Raw genomic sequence first — 17844 nt, 5'->3', positions numbered from 1 at the left:
GTGCGCTTGCCGACCCGGGATGCGACGATGCCGGCCGAGAGTCCGGACGGCGCACCAGCCAGGAACGAGGCCGAGTACAGACCGATGACGCACGTCTACACCTGACCGGCTACACCCAGACCCCTCGCGGTGGCGCACGCAGGGCCGCGGCATCGCAGGCGACTAGGACACTGGGAGTCATCTGCGCTCTTTCGTCATCTGCGGCTATCGTTCCGGAAGCGCGACATCGTCGTCGTTCATCGACGCCGCAGTCGGTTGAGCCACGCGCGAGCCTGAGCCTGCTTGCGGGGGTCCGCGGCCGTCCGGCGCGCCGTCGCGATGGCCCGCTGGCCCTGCGGACTGCGGCTGTACTGCTTGATCCGGTCGAGAATGCCGGGCATGACGCCTCCAAGGTGTCGTTCGCCAAGAGCCGCCACATCGCGTCGCCGCTCACGTTGCGGCTACCCGGGAAGCAGTACGGAACACGAAAGCGGGCACACGGGCGACAACGACAAGGAACAGGAGTTCCCATGTTTGCCATCGCCTCCGCCGTGCTGTTCTTCCTGGCATTCCTGATCAATGCCGCCGACATCGCGACGAACGACGTCTTCTCGTCCGTGAACGTCATGCTCCTCGGGCTCACCGCTCTGGCTCTCCATCTGGCGGGAGCCGGTGGCTGGGCGCGTACCAGAACGTCGCGTCGACGCTGAACACGTGCTCACGACCTGGTCCTACGCGGCGTAGCGCACTCGCAAGTAGTCGATCACGGTTGGGGCTTCCCGGGGCACCTGCCCTCCCACGACGTTTACTGACGGGCGAGGAGATTCAGTGGTGATGCGCGAGCCCGACCGCGTGACAGGTGCGCCCCCCCATGACCGGTTGCGCGGCCCCCCGCCCGTGGCGGGGGCGAACGCCTGAGCGTGCTTGTGGTCGCCCTCGCACTGATCGGGTCAACGCTGAACGTCATGTCCCATCTCCCCAGTAGGTGACAGCCTTCTCCACGTCGGCCAGTTCCTCGGGAAGCGACTGCCCGGGGTGCGGCAGGGCCCGCCAGTGGTGCATCAATGGGAAGCCCTCATAGTCTTGTGCGAGCGCCCAGTTCGTCGTCATGGTTTGCACGGTCAGCTCCCTCCAGGCCCCAAATTCCGGCCCCCCGATGACCCCGACACCGAAATGGGAGACGGCAGGTAGCTCGAAGAGGTTGGCCGTGGACCGGACGTTCTCCGGCTGCCTTTCCGGATCGCTCAGCGGCACCCGCTTCCTGGGGAGCAAGCACATCGACGCCACTCACTCACGACGCTGAACCGTCGCTCAACATGGGGCTTCAAGGCGCGATCCTGTGTCAGCCGGTGTGGGCGTTGGCGGGGTGCGCCGTGGCCGCTGTCAGTCCGTGGGCTGCTACGAGCTGTGCGCTGCCGTCGGCCAGGCTGTAGGTCAGGCCGACCACTGCGGTGCGTCCGGCCGTGACGTGGTCGGCCAGGATGCGGGAGCGGTCCAGGAGCAGATCGACTGTGTTGCGGGTGTGCGCTGCGATGATGGCGCTGTCCTGGGTGAGGCCTGCGGCGCGGGCTGCGAGCACGCTCGGCGTGACCCGCTCTATGACGTCGCGTACGTACCCGTCCGCGGCGACGCCGTTCTCGATCGCAGTGCGGGTCGCGGCGACAGCGCCACACCCTTCGTGGCCGAGGACCACCACCAGCGGGCAGTTCAGCAGACCCACGCCGTACTCGAGGCTGCCCAGGACCTCGGGTCCTGCCACGTGTCCTGCCGTGCGCACGACGAAGAGGTCTCCCAGACCGCGGTCAAAGATGATCTCGGCAGCCAGCCGGGAGTCCGAGCAGCCGAAGAGCACTGCGAACGGTTGCTGCACCGAGGCCAGCGCTGCTCGTCGCGCGGCGTCCTGGTTGGGATGCTCCGGGCTGCCGGCAACGAATCGGTGGTTGCCGGCCATCAGCAGTTTGAAGGCTTCGTCGGGGATTACGTGCGCATCGGCGGTCATGGCGTCAGGTTACGACGCGGGAGCGCACCTCCGGCGGATGGGTTGGATGGCCTTTGCTCAATGCGCAGCCCTGTCGCGCTTACAGGGGCCGATGTTTAGACGAGGTGAGGGGCACGCCGAGAGCCGGGCCGCCGCATGCGTCAGCCGGGCGGGAGGTACTGCCTACAACGAGCCGGCATCGTTCTGCGGTCCTGCCCCATCCTTTCCTGAGTTCCGGCAACGCGCACGGAGGGCGTGTCAGCCTCCGCTGGTGACAGCTCGCGTCAATGGGTGTGGCTCTTCTACGGGAGCTGTCCGAATCGGGGACTTCCCTGCAGAAGGGCAAACGCAGCCGGCGAAGCATCGGCCGGAGCATCAGGGCCTCAGCAGTCCGCCTACCCACCAGTCGTGCGGCTTGCCATCGTTGGCGATGCCGCGATTGCGCAGTGTCCCTTCGACGGTGAAGCCGAGATTCTCGGCGACGGCACGCGAGCCGGTGTTCCCGGCCATGGCCCACCACTCGATGCGGTGCACGTCGAGCGTGGCCCAGCCCCAGTCACACAAAGCCTGAGCGGCCTCAACCGAGTACCCGCGTCCGCGCTGCTCCTTGACCGCCCAGTAACCGAGCTCCCAGACGCCGCGGCTGATGAGGGTCAGGCAGTACGAGCCGACCAGGGCGCCGGTGTCCTTGCGGAACGCGCCGAGGGTGTAGTCCTTGTCCTCGGCCCACTGGGCGGGCAGCTTCTCGCCGACGAGCTTCTCCGCGTCCGCACGCCGGTACGGCACCGGCACCGGGGTGTAGAACTGGATGTCTTCGTCCTGGCAGGCTTCGTACACCGCATCCACGTCGGCAGGTGTGAAGGCCCGCAGCAGCAGACGGTCGGTCTCGAGAATCACTGGATCCATCGCGGCAGTATGACCACCATCAACAAGCAGCGACCAGCGAATATCCCGACCGAGCACCGCCCATCACAACACCCCGGGCTGGTCAACGCTCGTCGCAACACCCAGATCAGCTGCCCGCGAGACGGAGCTGCACTCAGCATCAATCGCGGACCGAGCCGTTACGTAGATCTCCTGCGTCATGCCCTGCGGCAACCAGCTCGGGGACGAGAAGCCCGCGGCTGTAGCTGGTAGCCACGGTTACGAGACATTGCGGCCTCGCTCAGGCGCCATCGCAGATGACGTTCCGTGCGCTGGTTCCGCCATCGTGCTAGCCATCTCGCAGCAGGCCATCCAAGGACGTGTCGCCCGGGCCACATCCGCACAAAGCCCCGGTGCGCAGTGAAGCTTCCCCTTGATGTTGGACACCTGGAGACTGGGACGTGAGGTTCCAGAGGAAGTAGTGCCAGGTGGGAAATAAGAGCACGACGTCTTTCATGTCGGTTCCTCCGAGGCGCGACCAGAGCGCGCCTAAACAGGCGGACAGGCCGTCCTGCCAACGGCGTGGCCGCGAGGTTTCACGTCCGCGCTGAGTCGGGTTGAAGCGTGTCGGTCCCCGAACAAGATCGTTAATGCGGGAGTCTTCGCCCTATGCGTGGGCGCCTTGCGCAGGCGGGGTGCTTGGGGGCCCCGGGCGCGCTCATGCCCTTGGCGGCGGCTTGGGTGATGTTGCGGGCCATGCCGCCGAAGACGACGGCGTGGAAGGGAGAGACGGACCACCAGTAGGCATGGCCCAGGAGGCCGCGGGGGTGGAACAGAGCGCGCTGCCGGTAGCGGGTACCGCCCTCGGCGCCCGTCTCGACATACATCTCCAGCCACGCCAGGCCCGGCAGCCGCATCTCCGCGCGCAGCCGCAGTAGTTGTAGGGGCTCGATCTCCTCGACCCGCCAGAAGTCCAGCGAGTCGCCGACCCGCAAACGCTCCGCGTCGCGTCGTCCGCGGCGCAGGCCGACTCCGCCCACGAAGCGGTCCAGCCAGCCGCGGACCGCCCAGGCCAGCGGGAAGGAGTACCAGCCGTTGTCGCCGCCGATGCCCTCGATCACCTTCCACAGGGCCTCCCGGGATGCCTCGACAGGCAGTTGCCGCTCGTCCTCGTAGAGGCTGCCGCCGGCCCAGTCGGGGTCGGTGGGCAGCGGATCGCTGGGCGCCCCGGGGAGAGCGGCGGACGACCACCGGGTGGCGACCTGCGCCTCCCGTACCCTCCGCAGCGCCAGGGCCAGCGCCTCGTCGAACGGCAGGGGCCGGCCCGGGGGGTCGGGCACGTAGCAGGCGATGTCGTGCTCGTGGCAGACGACCTCGTGGCGGAGCGACTCCGTCAGGGGCCGGGCGATGGATGCCGGTACCGGCGTCACGAGGCCGACCCAGTGGCTGGACAGCCGCGGAGTGAGCACGGGCACCGGCAAGATGATCCGCCGCCGCAGTCCGGCAACCTCGGAGTAGCGGCGCATCATCTCCCGATAGGTCAGGACGTCCGGCCCGCCGATGTCGAAAGCCCGGTCGACGTCGGTCGGCATGGTGGCCGAGCCGACGAGATAGCGCAGCACGTCACGGACCCCGATGGGCTGCGTGCGGGTGTGGACCCAGCTGGGGGTGACCATCACCGGCAGCCGCTCGGTCAGATAGCGCAGCATCTCGAAGGACGCCGATCCCGAGCCGATCACCACACCGGCCCTCAGCACGGTGGCGGGCACCGGGGCGTCGAGGAAGATGCGACCGACCTCAGCCCTGGAGCGCAGGTGCGGGGAAAGATCTTGCTCGGGTACGTCCTGCGGAGTGAGCCCGCCGAGGTAGACGATGCGCCGTACGCCGGCAGCGTGTGCCCGCTCGGCGAAGATCCGGGCCGCGCGCCGGTCGGTGTCCTCGAACCCGGAGCCGGATCCGAGGGAGTGCACCAGGTAGTACGCGACATCAACGCCGCGCATGGCCGCGGCGACCGACTCGGCGTCGGTGACGTCACCATGGAGTACCTCGGTGTCTCCCGCCCACGGATGGTCACGCAGTTTGCGCGGAGAGCGGGCCAGGCACCGCACCCGATGGCCGGCCTTCAGGGAGACACAAGCCCCTCTCGGGCCGACCTCAGGAGGAACAGTGCACATCCATGAGGCACGCATTCTGGTCGCCAGTACCACAGGAACCATCGGTAGTGCCCTCACGGCCGAGCTCGGCGCCCGCGGAGCGCGTCTGGCTCTAGCCGCACGTGATCCGCATCTGCTGGCGCAAGCGGCCGAATTCCACCACAGTGCCGCCACCGCCCTCTTCGAGGCCTACGACACTGACTCCTGCGCCCGCGCCGTACACACCTGCGCCGCAGCGCTCGGCGGCTGGACGCGGTCATCACGACGTTCGGTGTCGTCGCGTTCGGAGCCGCGCCGACCGTTGGCGATGCCACCGCAGAACACCTGATGGCAGTCAACGCCCTCGCACCAGCAGCATCTGCGTGCCGCGCTCGCCATCGTGAAGCCCGGCGGAGCGATCGCCGCGATATCCGGTGTGGTGGCGGAGCACCCGCAGCCGGCGATGGCCGACTACAGCGCGTCCAAGGCCGCTCTGAGCGCCTGGCTCGACGCCGTCCGCCGAGAGACCCGTACCGTCGAGGTCCAGGTCCTCGACGTCAGGTTCGGGCACTTGGACACTGGGTTCGCCGACCGCGCAGTAGAGGGCATCGCGCCACCGATGCCAGCAGGAGGCGACGTGAACCAGGCAGTGCGAGCGGTGGCGGAAGCCCTGGAGAGCGGCGCTGAGCTCGTACGCCCTGGCCCCGACGGGAGATCGGTTGGCCACAAGCGCGCCAGGTAACCAGCACCCGTCAGACCGAGCGCTCCCCACGACATGGGGCGCACTCTGCCGTGAACAGCCCCTTCATGTGTCCATCGAGACTTCAGAGGGCGGTATGTGAGTGCATAGGAGTTTTGTCGTCACCTGAATGTGTGGCGGTGCGGCATCCCGGCCGGTCGGCGACCATGGGCATGTTGGGCTGGGCACCGTGAGCGAGCGCAAGCCCTACAAGACCGACGTGAGCGACGAGCAGTGGGCGCTGGTCGAGCCGGTGATCGCCGCGTGGAAGGCCGCGCATCCCTCGGTCAGCGGCCATCAAGGCCGGTACGAGATGCGGGAGATCGTCAACGCGCTGCTCTACCAGGGCCGGACCGGCTGCCAGTGGGACCTGCTTCCGCACGATTTTCCGCCACCCGGCGCGGTGAAGTACTACTTCTACACCTGGCGCGACGACGGCACCGACCAGACCATTCACGACCTGCTGCGGTGGCAGGTGCGGGAGATGGCACGCCGGAAGGCGGATCCGAGCCTGGTGGTGCTCGATACCCAGAGCGTGCACGCGGCGGCCGGAGTGCCCGCTGAGTCGACGGGGCGCGATCCGGCAAAAAAAGTACCGGGCCGCAAGGGCGGCCTGGCCGTTGACGTTCTGGGGTTGGTGATCGCGGTGGTCGTGATGGCGGCGTCGGCGCACGAGAACGCCGTCGGCATCGCGCTGCTGGACAAGGTCGCCGCCGACACCGACGCCGTGGAGAAAGCCCTGGTCGATCAGGGCTTCAAGAACGGCGTCGTCGCGCACGGAGAGAAGGTAGGCATCGAGGTGGAGGTCGTGGAGCGCAACCCCGCGCAGACCGGGTTCGTTCCTCAGGCCAAGCGGTGGGTCGTGGAGCGCGCCTATGGGATCTTGATGCTGCACCGCAGGCTGGTGCGCGATTACGAGCATCTGCCCCGCAGTTCGGAGTCGCAGGTGTACTGGGCGATGACCGCGGTGATAGTGCGCCGGTTGACCGGGGCGGCCGTGCCGGCTTGGCGCACCGCATGACCGGCGGGGAGCTGACGCTCGGCGCAGTGCTGGCGCGGCTGGAGGAGCGGGAACGAGAGATCACCGCGCAAGCCGAGGAGGCGCGGGAACAGATCACGCAGCTGACCGCACAGCTCGAAGAACTCGGCCGGGCCGTCGAGGAAGTTCGGATCACTCGCAAGACACTGCTGGAGCTGCCCGACCCGCAACCGCCCGCGCCGCCGGCACCGAAGCTGCCGGATCATCCGGCCTACCACCAAATCATGGCGGTGTTCGCCGCGGCCGACCATCCGCTGCGGGCGCGGCAGGTGTGCGAGGCGATGGACCTGGCGGTCGCGCCCAACAACATCAACAACGTCCGCCTGAAGCTCAAGCGACTGGCGGACCGCGGAATCCTGACCGAGACCGAGCAGGGCTTGTTCTCCCAGCCCCGGCCGCAGTCGACCGACGTCGTCACGACCTGCCCGATCGCCCCACACGAAACGAAGAATCGGGCATCAGGTCTCATACCGCCCTCCCAGTAGCGAGCAGCTGATCGCCCCGTACTTCTTGTACCTGAATCATCTCGTCGAACGGTCGAGTCAGTCGCCGATAGTGTGAGGCGGCGCTGCGGTCCGGTCCGGTCGCGCGCAGCGGACCCTAGGTGCAGAGGTGTAGCGAGCGCATGAAGCGACCTGGACGGCTGTGGAAGATACCCGGAACGGGAAGCCGGTTGGCCGGGGTCCTCGCCAGGAGTCGTGCCGTGAGGGGGAACTCGGCGACGGACCTGCTGCGCAGCGTTGCGGGGCACGATGCGGTGTGGCTGGCCGCCGCTACCGTACTCGGGATGTCGGGCGGCAGGAGTGCCCGCAGGGCCGCGCTGCGCGGCATCGGCTCCGTGGCAATCGTCGTGGCGATCGATCGCGCGCTGGCCAAACCAGCCGCCCGAAGCACGCGCCCTGTCCTGGACGCGCTCACTGGGGTCTTTCCCCGCTCGAGCACCGTTTCCCTGCCCTCAAGTCCGATGACGTCGGCCGCCGCCTTCGCGTCCGGGGTTGTCCTGGAGTCGCCCCGCTACGGGCTTGCGGTGATGCCGTTCGCGGCAGGACTGACCTACGTACGCGGCCGTGAGGGCCTCGACCACCGAGGCCGCGTGGCGGTCGGTGTCATCGTAGGTATGGGTGCCGCATTGCTCACCTGTCGCTGGTGGCCGGTGAAGCCGGAGGCCGCGGCCTCTGCAGCTCCTCCCCGCAGGCCGGCTCCGGCGCTCGTGGCCGGCAAGGGCCTGCATCTGGTGGTCAATTCGTCGTCGGGCATCTCCTGGAGCCAGGACACCGCCGAGACCCTGCGCACTATGCTTCCCGAGGCCGCGATCGCCGTATTCGAGCCCGGCGACGACCTCGTAGCGCTGCTCGACGAAGCGGCGATGCGCGCCGTCGCCGACGGTGGTGCGCTGGGAGTGTGTGGCGGGGACGGCACCGTCAACGCGGGCAGTGCGACGGCGGCCCGCCATCACGTTCCCCTGGCTGTCTTCCCTGGCGGCACGTTCAACCACTTCGCTGTGGACCTCGGCAATCAGACGCTGGAGGACGTGGCCCGCGCGATTCGGGCGGGCGACGCGGTCACCGCAGACGTGGGCCGGGCATCGTCACCCAAGAGCCCTTGCACGCGCCTCGAGGCGGGTGCTCCGAACGGTTCACCCGACGACTCGGCCGGCGTTTTCCCGAGCGGTGGAGAACAGCAACTCTTCCTCAACACGTTCAGCATCGGGGTGTACTCGGAACTCGTCCATGCCAGGGAACGCATGGAGAAGCGCATCGGCAAATGGCCTGCGCTGGCTGTGGGCCTGGCGAAGGTCCTGGCCACGGGCACCCCGCTCTCAGTGGTCATCAACGGCCGCCCCCGCAGCATATGGCTGCTCTTCGCGGGTAACGGGATCTACCACCCGGCCGGTTTCGCCCCGACCTACCGCACCCAGCTCGACGACGGGCTCCTCGACGTCCGTGCGGTGGAGGCTGGTACCCCGCTGGCCCGCACACGGCTGCTCCTCGCTGTCCTGACCGGGACTTTGCACAACTCCCGGGTGCTGACGACAGCGCAGGTCCGTCGGCTGGACCTGGAAGTCCTGCAAGGCGAACCGCACTTCGCCTACGACGGCGAGGTCACGGACGCCACTTACCGGCGCTTGGTCCTCGACAAGATACCCAAGGCGGTCACCCTGTACCGCCCTGCTGACCAGGACCAGTGGCTGCGCTGACATCAGGCGTCAAACGCAGGAAGGCGGCGGGGGCGACGGGATGAGTCCGTCGCCCCTGCCGCCCTCACGTACCGAGTGTGCTGCCTTCGCGCCTGTCAGAACTTGCGCCAGCGGGCGGTGGCCCAGGAGAAGACACCGAAGGCCATGAGACCGAGCGCTATCAGCGCCAGCACCCAGCGACCGGCTGGAACATCGGCGAAGGAACGAAGCGTGGTGTCCATGCCCTTGGCTTTGCCAGGCTTGTGCTGGACGGCCGCCGCGATCGCGAACGTACCCGCGACAGCGAAGACGACGCCACGGACCGTACCGCCGAAGACCCTGACGAAGCCGGCAGCCTTACGCACCCTCCTGGACATCTCGGATACCCTCAGGCGCTTCTGGAACTTGCCCATGAGTGCCCTGACAGCGATCCACACGCCGATACTGGCCACCCCGGCGCCGACGATTCCGACGATCCACTGCCCGCCGGGCCATCCCAGTACCTTGGCCGTGACGTCCCGGGAACTTCTGTCAGAATTTCCGCTTCCACTACCCTTGCCTCCGGCGGCGTAGGACAGCACGGAGTACGAGACAAATCCGTAGAAGAGGCAACGGCCCCCGGCCATCGTCCTCTTACTCGCCTTCCGGCCTTCGGGCCCCGCCTGCCCGAAGGCCGCTTCGGTCAGCCGCCACAAGGCCATCCCCGCCAGGGCTGTTCCGAGCAGCCACAGCAGTACGGTGCCGAAGGGCCTGTGGGCTATCTCGGCGATCGCGCCACCCCGATCCGCCTGCCCACCTCGGCTGCCGGAGAACCCGATCCGCAAGGAGAGGACGCCGATCAGTACGTAGATGACTCCGCGGGCGACGACGCCCGCCCGGGGTCCCGCCGCGACCGCCGTGCTGTTCGCCGCGCGTCGGGCCTGCCCGCGTCCGCGTGCTACTGCCGCTCCACCAGTCGTGTCATACCGAATGCCCCCGGCAGGCGAAGCAATACATTGGGCCGACCACCAGCCTTGTCTTACCTGCCGGACCGGATATGCGGACCCGGCCGTTCCTAGCCGTGGACCTGAATCTCGCCCAGGAACCAGCCGCTGACCTCGTCGAGTCCGATGCGGAACAGTCCGCCGTGTTCGGGGAAGGCGGCCCCGCCACTGACGACCTTGCCGCCGTTCAGATGGAGGTAGTTGCTGTTGTGCTCGGGCTCCTCCTTCGCCCAGGTGAAGTCGGCGGAGAAGGCGCTCGCACGGCTCGCTGAATCGCCGAGTTGCTCGGCTATGTGCTCGGCCCAGACGGTGTGCGGGACCACCTCTCCGGTGACCGTGGTGCCACATACGACGAGTGTGATCGGCAGTGTGAGGGACTCGCTCTCCACTCGGTCAGTCAACCTCTTCAGCAGGGGATCTACTTTGCTCATGCCTGGACAGTAGTCCGCTGTCGGCTACGGCGAGCCGTCGGTCCACGAACTGGCGTGCTCTGGCCAACAGGAGCTTCCCGTCAGTTGGTTCGGGGTGGGGCTCGGCACGGCGTCGTCCCGCCGTCTGGCCGCTTCTCCCGCTATCCGCGATTAACGCGCCTGGTGATTCCGGCCAACTCGCGCAGAACAAGCAGCACTTCCCGCATCCTGCACGGCACTCTGGCCAGGCTCCGTTGCGACATGTTCGCCCCACCCGACCCGTCCGCGGATCAGGGCCGGACACCAGGTGCGGGCCCCGATCCCCAGCCTTGCACCGCATTCTGCGTGCCTTGGTCACACGCTGAGGCGGCCGACATCCTGCGGGTTCAAGGCGGTCAGTTGAGCGTAGTTCGGCGGTCCGGGAGAGTCGGGTGTGGTTCGGCAGACTCGTCGCCTTCCCTTCGGCCTCCGCCGTGTACGACCGACCCCGGTTTCCTGCGGACGATCGCCGCTCTCGTGGGCGCGACCGCCGCGCTATGCGTTATGGCTACGCCGCACTTGCCCTCCTCCGGGTGGCCGGCCCGATGGCCCTCCTGGCCGCCCGGCGCCGCAGGCCACCGACACCGACGGCCAGGTCACACACCTAACCCTGGGTTGGGCGCCGCGACACTCAGGCGGAGGTGTGGCGCGGCTCCCAGTCTCGTTCGCAGCGGGGTATGAGGTGCACGCCTGAGTTGTGACTCGAACCGGTCCGGCCCTCGCCAACTATCAGTCAACGGACCCGCCAAATGCGAATCAGTTGCGTGGTAGTTGGTGAGTCCCAGCCAGGGGTGTGACGATGCGCGTGTCAGTGCGCGCTGCTTGGCGAGCGCTCGCAGTCTGGTGCAGGAGACCCGTTGGCAACCTGTCGTCCGGTATTCAGTGAGCCGGGATTCCCCACATACTTGCACTTTTCAGGCACCGACTGAGCGAGCCCAGTACTCCTCGATTGATCGCGGCCGTCTCTTGCTCCCAGAGCCCGCCGTGCGAGCCATGTCTTTCCGCTACGTGCGCTCCAGGCCACCGGTCCAGCCCGTCAGCCAAGTCGCCTGGGCTTCGCCGGTGAGCTGTTTCAGCACGGCCGAGGTGCCGAATCCGAGGACGGGCATGACGGCGCGAGATTCGGACTGCCCTCGCGCGGTTCCTGCCGCGGAGGCGTCGGCGATGAGGTGTCCTACGGCCCTGGGCACACGCCCAGGGCCCGGTTCATGGTCACCCTTTCTGCCGATGCGCGGCTACTCCTGCTCGCAGAGCGTCACCGCCTTCTTCTCTTGCATGTGGGCGTAGGCCATCAGGCTGAACAGGATGACCAGCAGGACGGCGGAGGAGCCGACGGTGCCGAGGTTCATCCCGCCTTTGGCGACCGGCTTGGTGAGAAAGTCCCCGGCGGTGGCGCCGAGCGGGCGGGTGAGGACGAAGGCGATCCAGAACAGCAAGACGTTCGGCACCACCGGCACCTTCATCAGCGCGAGGAGGACGGCCAGTGCGCCTGAGACGAGGAGGGCGCCGCCCAGGTAGCCGAGGCCGGAGCTGTCGGATAGGAAGTCGCCCATCGACGTGCCGAGGGTGTTGGAGACCAGGATCGCGGCCCAGAACAGGGCCTCTCCGCGGAAGGTGACGATGTCGCGGATCTGGAAGGTCATACCTGACACCTTCCAGACCGCGAAGATCACCAAAAGGATCGAGATCAGGATCGCCGCGCCGGTCGGGTAGCCCAGACCGAGTCCCTGCGGGCCCCAGCCGAGCGACGTGGCCCCGTTCGACAGGAACTTGGCGCTGGCATCACGGTTCATGAAGTCGGACATCGTGGTGCCGGCCATGCTGGTTGACAAGATCACCGTCCAGTAGAAGAACGGGTTGTAGCGGCTGGAGCGCAGCTGGACGACCAGTGTCACCACGAAGGTCAGGAACAGTGCGATCGTGGTGAGGAAATAGCCCAGCTTCAGCGTCTGTGCGAACAGGTCGCCGGCCGTCTCGCCGAGCGTCGTCGCGGCGATCTTCATGATCCAGAAGGCGAGCGTGACCTCCGGCAGTTTCTTCATCACCGACTCGGTCCTGCTTGCTGCGGACTCGTGGGTGCTCGCGACGTCGAGGTCGGTGAGGATTTCGGGGTTCTCCAAGGTCGGATGCTCCTTGCCGTGTGGGGGGTACGACGACAGGGCGCCCTTCCCCTAGTGGGGCAGGCGCCCTGTCGTCTCGGCCGACCGCAGGCGGCGGCCGAGGCGTGAAGTCTGTCGGACGCCGTCTGAAACCATCCTGAATGCCTTCCGCGCTGGTCACGCCGCTGGGTAGGCCGAGTGGTCGCACCAGCGGCTTCAGCCGTCGCCCTCCGTGCCCCCGTCGTGCGTGGCCAACTCGTGGGGGAACAACAGCATGTCGATGGCGGCGACGACCGACAGCGAGGCGTCGGCACGCGGCAGGGCACTGGCATCAGCGCGCACGCGGATCGGCGAACGTCCGGCGGCCTGGCGGAGCATCTGCTCGGACAGGTCGATGCTGATCACGGTGCCGAACGTAGCCGCGAGCGTGGGGGTGAACAGGCCGGTGCCGGAGCCGATTTCCAGGCAGGTGCCGCGGAGGAAGGGGCCGCCGCGCGCGAGTGCGTCGTGTAGGGGGTCCTCACGGCCGGTGGCCTGGTCGCTGTCCCAAGAGCCGGCGAGCTGGTCAAACAGGTCGGAGAGGGAGCCAGCTGCTTCGGTGGTCCAGGTCCGCCGGCCTGCTGCCAGGTCACGGGCGAAGGCCCGGAATGCCGCTGCGGTGTCGTTCGGCGGTAGCGGTTTGCCGTCGGGGCTCGGCAGCATGTGGGGCAGCAGAGGGCTCATGGCACCAGTCGAGCATTGGCTGGGCAGCGCAGGAATCGGCCGGAGGGGACACGGTGCCCCACCCTCAGGTGGATGTTGCGCTCAGCCATGGTCGCCGTGGCCGTGGCGAGTACTGGGTGCGCCGCCCATCATGCGGAGCATGTCCCGCCCACCGGTGCGGAAGAACCGGAAGAGGAGGGCGACGGCCAGGGTGAGGAAGGTGATGTTGAGCCAGGTGGTGTAGTTCCACGTGATGCCTGCCATGGGGACCTTGGCGTCTGCCTGATCGGGGATGAGACCGAGGTCGCCGAACGCGAACTCTACGATGTAGCCGGCGACGACCGTGGCGAGATAGCTGCATTCGCGCGCCGTTGGGAGGGCTTGGTCTGGGTAAGCCAGATGTCGAGGTGGGACTGCGTGAGGCCGGTGAGCTCGATCGTCAATATCAGAGATTAATCATTGGCCTTTTCGTATGCTTCCTTAACGGAAGCGGGAACTCGACCCCGGTCATTCACCTCAAGGCCGTTCTCCTTGGCCCAAGCCCGAATCTGGGCCGTGTCCGAGTGGGCGGAGGGTCCTGCGGCTCGACGCTTACCCCTCGTGCCGGCAGTGGTGACGCTGCCACGTACTCGACGCGCCCCCTCGGCGCTGAAGTAGGGGTGCAGAACTTCCAACAGGCGATCGTGGTTCTCCGTGGAGAGGTCAATCTCGACCCCGGCCCCGTCGATGAGGATGGTGTGGGTACCGATCTCTTCGGCTTCTTCACCTGTGAGGTCGTCCGTATAAGTGATTACTTCTCGCTGAGCCATGCGCTGATTGTAGGGCTTCACTCAGAACAGGGGCGGCCCTCGGGCTCAGCTTCGGCAGAATGGAGGTGTCAAGCCTTGGTTCGCACTTTCATGGCTAACCTGACCGGATCATCGCTCACTTCTTTGATTTCAGCGGCCGCCGGGCGACCTTTGGTTTTGTCCGTGTGATGCGGGTGATCGTGACGGTAACAGTGACGGTGTCCGCCGTGCCGTGCATCGTGACCAGGGGGGTGAGGGACGCGCGGGTCCGGTCGTGGACGGCGCGGGCGACGTCTATGGCTCGGTGTCCCTCGGCCAGGACGCAGCGCACCTCCACTTGCCAGCCGGAGCCGTCTGGGTCATGGACGACACGGATGCCCGACAGCGGCGAGGCGAACCTGCTGTCTGCCGCGCCTGCAGTTGCGCGTGAGGCGGCTCGGGCGAGACGGCTGGCGAGGGTGGGCTGCAGGGCGAGGACCCCGCTGACCGCGAGGGCGGCCTCAGCTGCGGTCTGGCGAATGTCGGCAGGGTGACATGCGGTCATCGGGTGCCGCCCGGTCCACTGCGGGTGGTGTCTGCGCGGTTCGGCGATACGGGTGCATGGTGCACGTCGATGACCGTGACGTCCACTGCTGTCACTCCCAGGCCCAGGGCATGGTCGGCCGCATCTACTACCGAGCGGCGCACCAAGTCGGCCGTCTCGGGCAGAGGGCGTTCCAGGCCAACAGCCAGGGTGATGCTCACACTTACGCCGGTGCCCTGGTCGGCTCGGGTGAGGCGGCAGCTGGCGGCGATGACGCCGGGTATCGCGTCTGCTGCGCGCCGTAGCACGGTGGCTGCGGTGTGTTCGGCGATCTGCAAGGTGCGCGTGGGGTCGTTCAGGGGCAGCATCGGCCCCAGTCGTACCTCGTCCCGGACGCTGGCCATGACGCGGGCGACGAGGTTCTGGGTGCTGGGTTTCTTCTGTTCCCGCAGGGCCTGCGTAGCTGTGTTCAGTGCGGCCAGTCCTTCGACGGCGTCGCGACAGTAGGGGCAGTCGGCGAGGTAGGGGTCGGCGGGCGGACCGGTGTCCCGGGCCTGTTCCCAGGCGTGACTAAGGGTGCGCCCGCAGGTGAGCACTTCGTCTCCGGTGTGACGGCGGACCTCGTCGAGAGGTGAGCCGTCTGGCGAGGGCGGTTGGCGTCCGGGCTCGGGAGGCTGGGGGGGATGGTCGTCTAGCGCCATGGGCCCAGTGCCTCCTTCAGGGATCGGCGTGCTCGGTAGAGTCTCCCGCGGACCGTCTGCTCGGTGGTGCCCGTCACGTGGGCGATCTGTTCGTAGGGCAGGCCGTGCAGTTCCCGCAGGATCCAGCAGACCCGCTGCTGTGGTTCCAGCGCGCCGAGCGCGTTGACCAGGGCTTCGGTGAGGGCATCCTGTTCGGCTGCCCGTGCGGGCGAGCTGCGCGTACCGGGGGCGGCGGGTTCGGCCACCGAGTTCAACGGTACCGGTGCCGGCCGGCGGCGCAGGGAGTTCAGGCAGCGGTTGACGGTGATGCGGTACATCCAGGTGCTGAACGCCGAGGCGTGGCGGAATTCGGGAAGGCTCCTCCAGGCGCTGATGAACGCGTCCTGCACGGCGTCCTCGGCGTCTTGAACGTTGCCCAGCGTGTGGGAGGCCAGGGCGAGCAGGGGACGGCTGTGGCGCCGCACCAGGATGGCGAAGGCTTCCTCGTCGCCTTCGCCGGCGCGTGTCGCCAGCAGGTCGTCCGGCGCGGTGAGCAGCCCGTCGGCCGTGCCCGGGACAGGGGGGTCCGGGGGTGGGCCGGGGCAGGCCGCTCGGCGCGGGGAAGGGCCAGCGCTGTGCGTCATGACCGCACCTCCTCCCTGCGGTGTTGTGCCCGGCCTGAGGGATGTGATGCAGGTTCGTGGACATGTGTGACGATTTGCCTGTCGGGTGTGTCCCATCCTTGACGGGCATCGTGCCGGTGCCGGCGGCGACTGATCGAGGCGACTGCCATGACGGACACCACCGACCGTTCCTCCACCGGACAGGACGGCTCTCCCGGGACGGCGACCATGCTGAAGGGGCCGACCGGTGCTGGCGCATCCCCCGAAACGCGGCGCAAGACCACCATCGCCGATGGCGTCGTGGCCAAGATCGTGGGGACGGCCGCCCGCGAGGTACCCGGTATCCACAACCTCGGCGCGGGCATGGCCCGTGCGTTTGGAGCCGTGCGCGAACGCGTCCCCGGCGGAGACACCGGCGGTGTCGGCCGCGGCGTGAAGGTCGAGGTGGGCGAACGCCAGGCCGCACTCAACATCGATGTCGTCGTCGAGTACGGCTGCCCCATCGTCGATGTGGCAGCAGAGGTCCGCGTCAATGTCATCTCCGCCGTGGAACGCATGACCGGCCTGGAGGTCATCGAGGTGAACCTCGTCATCGACGACGTGAACCTGCCCGACGACGAAGACGACACAGAACCGGCCGAAGGCCGCGTCCAATGACTTCCGGCAGCGGGCGGAGTTCCCTCCGATCGAACGCCGGCGTGGGACAGGTGAGTGAGTGATGAATACAGCGACCGTGGGTCTGGCAGCCGGAATGGCACTGGGATTCGCCGGCTACTTCGGCGGCTTCTGGGCCTTCCTCTTGGTAGCGGTCCTGGGCGCGGTGGGCTTGGTCGTCGGTCTCGTCCTGCAGGGCGACGCCGACGTGTTGTTCACCCGGCGGCAGCGGGACCTGTCCACCCGGCGGCAACAGTGAGCACTACCACCCGCAGCGCCGGTTCAGCTGAGAGCCCCCACCGCGGGTACGACGCCGAGAATCCTCTGCCGCCTGCCGAGCGCGGCGCAACAGAGATACCCGACTGGGTCGTGGCCCGCATCGCCGCACGGGTGGCGAGCACAGCCCTGCACCGGCTCACCCACCCGCCACATGCGCATGCGGCGCTGACCGCATCCGGCGTTCGCACGACCACGTACGACGGGACGGCACAACTGGCACTGACGGTGGACCTTCCTACCCCACTGACATCGCCCCCACCTGCGGGCAACTGCAGCGTGAAGTCGCCGAACGGGTGGCCCAGCTGACCGGCCTGGACATCAGCGAGGTGACGCTGACCGTGCGGCGACTGGTCGTCGCGGGCCAGTCGGCTCGCGTCCGCTGATCCCACTCACCGCGGCAGCGCTGCCGTACAGGCCGGCTATCAGCCCTGCCGATCCTCATACCAACGACGAAGGACGGCCACCATGGCCCTCCCATCCGGGCCCGCCCCGCCTGCTCACGATGAGCAGACAGACTCGGCCAAGGAGGCCGGTGAGACAGGCCAGCCCGACATCCGCCCTCCCGCGACGCGGCCGCTGCCGCATGACGGCTGGGTGGCGAGGTCGCCCCGCCTATGGTCCGCACGCCGCATCCCGGCCGCCCTGGTCGCACTGGTGACGCTCGGTGCCTTCGGGGTGCTGCTGCACGACGTGATCGCAGTGCGCGCCGGACAGCGGGCCGGGGCATGGCGCATCCGCCTCGCCGACGAGCTGGCCACCCGCCCGGTCGACGACCCTTGGCTGCTGATCGCGGCCGCCGTCGCCGTCATCCTCGGCCTGTGGCTGCTCATCCTCGCCTTCGCCCCCGGCCTGCGCCGACTGCTGCCGCTTCGGGCACCCGATGGCTGTCCCGACATGGGGGCCTGGCTGGACCGCAAGGGCGCCGCCTTGGTGTTGCGCGACGCCGCGATGCGGGTCCCCGGCATCAGCGGTGCCCTGGTCCGGGTCGGACGCCGCCGCGTCACGGCCCGCGCGGACGTCCGCTTCCGCGACCCCGCCACCGTCCGCGACGACCTCACCCAGGCCCTGCAGGACCAGTGCCGTCAACTCGCTGTGGCGCACCCCCCGCGGCTGGCGATCCGCCTACGACACCACACCCGTTGACCACGCCCCGGGAG

22 protein-coding genes and 2 pseudogenes are annotated in these 17844 nt (G+C 68.1%); 9 read left to right on the top strand and 15 right to left on the bottom strand.

Features of this window, described 5'->3' with window-relative positions; translation table 11 throughout:
• Positions 1-236: 236 nt before the first annotated feature.
• Positions 237-380: a hypothetical protein gene (locus CG723_RS46945; protein ID WP_199841848.1), complete on the bottom strand. Its 144-nt coding sequence runs from the start codon at positions 378-380 to the stop codon at positions 237-239.
• A 129-nt stretch (positions 381-509) separates the two neighbouring features.
• On the opposite strand from CG723_RS46945, the gene CG723_RS22210 reads away from it, so the two are divergent.
• The gene (locus CG723_RS22210; protein ID WP_100595233.1) at positions 510-689 is read left to right on the top strand and encodes a hypothetical protein; all 180 of its coding nucleotides are present in this window, start codon (positions 510-512) and stop codon (positions 687-689) included.
• Between the two features lie 259 nt (positions 690-948).
• Here the strand turns inward: CG723_RS22210 and CG723_RS22205 are convergent.
• From CG723_RS22205 to CG723_RS22190, 4 genes and pseudogenes are all read right to left on the bottom strand, one after another.
• Positions 949-1239 (bottom strand): annotated as a pseudogene (locus CG723_RS22205) (protein kinase family protein); the annotation flags it as partial.
• An 82-nt stretch (positions 1240-1321) separates the two neighbouring features.
• Positions 1322-1978, bottom strand: a complete 657-nt coding sequence (locus CG723_RS22200; RefSeq protein ID WP_100595232.1) for a carbonic anhydrase — start codon at positions 1976-1978, stop codon at positions 1322-1324.
• Between the two features lie 354 nt (positions 1979-2332).
• Positions 2333-2863, bottom strand: a complete 531-nt coding sequence (locus CG723_RS22195) for a GNAT family N-acetyltransferase (protein ID WP_100595231.1) — start codon at positions 2861-2863, stop codon at positions 2333-2335.
• A gap of 605 nt (positions 2864-3468) precedes the next feature.
• Positions 3469-4995: an SDR family oxidoreductase gene (locus CG723_RS22190; protein ID WP_100595230.1), complete on the bottom strand. Its 1527-nt coding sequence runs from the start codon at positions 4993-4995 to the stop codon at positions 3469-3471.
• On the opposite strand from CG723_RS22190, the gene CG723_RS47675 reads away from it, so the two are divergent.
• From CG723_RS47675 to CG723_RS22170, 5 genes are all read left to right on the top strand, one after another.
• Positions 4988-5302 carry a hypothetical protein gene (locus CG723_RS47675; protein WP_234374449.1) on the top strand — a complete coding sequence of 105 codons (315 nt, stop codon included), beginning with the start codon at positions 4988-4990 and terminating at the stop codon, positions 5300-5302. The two genes, CG723_RS22190 and CG723_RS47675, sit on opposite strands and share 8 nt — an antisense overlap.
• A gap of 51 nt (positions 5303-5353) precedes the next feature.
• Complete coding sequence (locus CG723_RS47670; protein WP_234374448.1) at positions 5354-5695, top strand: SDR family NAD(P)-dependent oxidoreductase; 342 nt, start codon at positions 5354-5356, stop codon at positions 5693-5695.
• Between the two features lie 187 nt (positions 5696-5882).
• Positions 5883-6713, top strand: coding sequence for an IS5 family transposase (locus tag CG723_RS22180; protein WP_100595229.1), 831 nt, complete (start codon positions 5883-5885; stop codon positions 6711-6713).
• Positions 6710-7216: a hypothetical protein gene (locus CG723_RS22175; protein WP_234374447.1), complete on the top strand. Its 507-nt coding sequence runs from the start codon at positions 6710-6712 to the stop codon at positions 7214-7216. The genes CG723_RS22180 and CG723_RS22175 overlap by 4 nt, the downstream gene beginning before the upstream one ends.
• 218 nt (positions 7217-7434) lie before the next feature.
• Positions 7435-8928, top strand: a complete 1494-nt coding sequence (locus CG723_RS22170) for a diacylglycerol/lipid kinase family protein (protein WP_234374446.1) — start codon at positions 7435-7437, stop codon at positions 8926-8928.
• Positions 8929-9023: 95 nt separating this feature from the next.
• On the opposite strand, the gene CG723_RS22165 is transcribed toward CG723_RS22170, so the two are convergent.
• From CG723_RS22165 to CG723_RS22130, 10 genes and pseudogenes are all read right to left on the bottom strand, one after another.
• Positions 9024-9878 carry a DUF1206 domain-containing protein gene (locus CG723_RS22165; protein ID WP_234374463.1) on the bottom strand — a complete coding sequence of 285 codons (855 nt, stop codon included), beginning with the start codon at positions 9876-9878 and terminating at the stop codon, positions 9024-9026.
• An 83-nt stretch (positions 9879-9961) separates the two neighbouring features.
• Positions 9962-10321, bottom strand: coding sequence for a hypothetical protein (locus tag CG723_RS47665; RefSeq protein ID WP_234374464.1), 360 nt, complete (start codon positions 10319-10321; stop codon positions 9962-9964).
• A gap of 1022 nt (positions 10322-11343) precedes the next feature.
• On the bottom strand, positions 11344-11529 hold the full coding sequence (locus CG723_RS47660; RefSeq protein ID WP_234374445.1) for a hypothetical protein: 186 nt from the start codon (positions 11527-11529) through the stop codon (positions 11344-11346).
• Between the two features lie 45 nt (positions 11530-11574).
• Positions 11575-12459 (bottom strand): COG4705 family protein, encoded by an 885-nt coding sequence (locus CG723_RS22160; protein ID WP_100595226.1) that lies wholly within the window; start codon positions 12457-12459, stop codon positions 11575-11577.
• A gap of 195 nt (positions 12460-12654) precedes the next feature.
• Positions 12655-13140 (bottom strand): methyltransferase domain-containing protein, encoded by a 486-nt coding sequence (locus CG723_RS22155; RefSeq protein ID WP_100595225.1) that lies wholly within the window; start codon positions 13138-13140, stop codon positions 12655-12657.
• A 102-nt stretch (positions 13141-13242) separates the two neighbouring features.
• Positions 13243-13494: pseudogene (locus CG723_RS22150) on the bottom strand (permease); the annotation flags it as partial.
• Positions 13495-13592: 98 nt separating this feature from the next.
• Positions 13593-13949: a histone-like nucleoid-structuring protein Lsr2 gene (locus tag CG723_RS22145; RefSeq protein ID WP_100595224.1), complete on the bottom strand. Its 357-nt coding sequence runs from the start codon at positions 13947-13949 to the stop codon at positions 13593-13595.
• A 115-nt stretch (positions 13950-14064) separates the two neighbouring features.
• Complete coding sequence (locus tag CG723_RS22140; RefSeq protein ID WP_100595223.1) at positions 14065-14472, bottom strand: hypothetical protein; 408 nt, start codon at positions 14470-14472, stop codon at positions 14065-14067.
• Positions 14469-15152 carry an Asp23/Gls24 family envelope stress response protein gene (locus CG723_RS22135; protein ID WP_100595222.1) on the bottom strand — a complete coding sequence of 228 codons (684 nt, stop codon included), beginning with the start codon at positions 15150-15152 and terminating at the stop codon, positions 14469-14471. The genes CG723_RS22140 and CG723_RS22135 overlap by 4 nt, the downstream gene beginning before the upstream one ends.
• Complete coding sequence (locus CG723_RS22130; RefSeq protein WP_100595221.1) at positions 15143-15775, bottom strand: RNA polymerase sigma factor; 633 nt, start codon at positions 15773-15775, stop codon at positions 15143-15145. Before CG723_RS22130 ends, CG723_RS22135 begins: the two co-directional genes overlap by 10 nt.
• Before the next feature lie 147 nt (positions 15776-15922).
• Here CG723_RS22130 and CG723_RS22125 point away from each other — a divergent pair, with 147 nt between their 5' ends.
• From CG723_RS22125 to CG723_RS22110, 3 genes are all read left to right on the top strand, one after another.
• Entirely contained in the window at positions 15923-16411 is a 489-nt protein-coding gene (locus CG723_RS22125; RefSeq protein WP_100595220.1) for an Asp23/Gls24 family envelope stress response protein, read from the top strand.
• Positions 16412-16472: 61 nt separating this feature from the next.
• The gene (locus CG723_RS22120; protein ID WP_100595219.1) at positions 16473-16667 is read left to right on the top strand and encodes a hypothetical protein; all 195 of its coding nucleotides are present in this window, start codon (positions 16473-16475) and stop codon (positions 16665-16667) included.
• 485 nt (positions 16668-17152) lie between these two features.
• A complete protein-coding gene (locus tag CG723_RS22110; RefSeq protein WP_234374444.1) occupies positions 17153-17830 on the top strand; it encodes a DUF6286 domain-containing protein in 678 nt (225 codons plus the stop codon).
• Positions 17831-17844: the final 14 nt, after the last annotated feature.

Origin of the sequence: Streptomyces sp. CB01635 (assembly GCF_002803065.1) — a bacterium.
In the GTDB taxonomy this organism is placed as follows: domain Bacteria; phylum Actinomycetota; class Actinomycetes; order Streptomycetales; family Streptomycetaceae; genus Streptomyces.
This window is presented reverse-complemented; position numbering and strand designations above follow the sequence as displayed.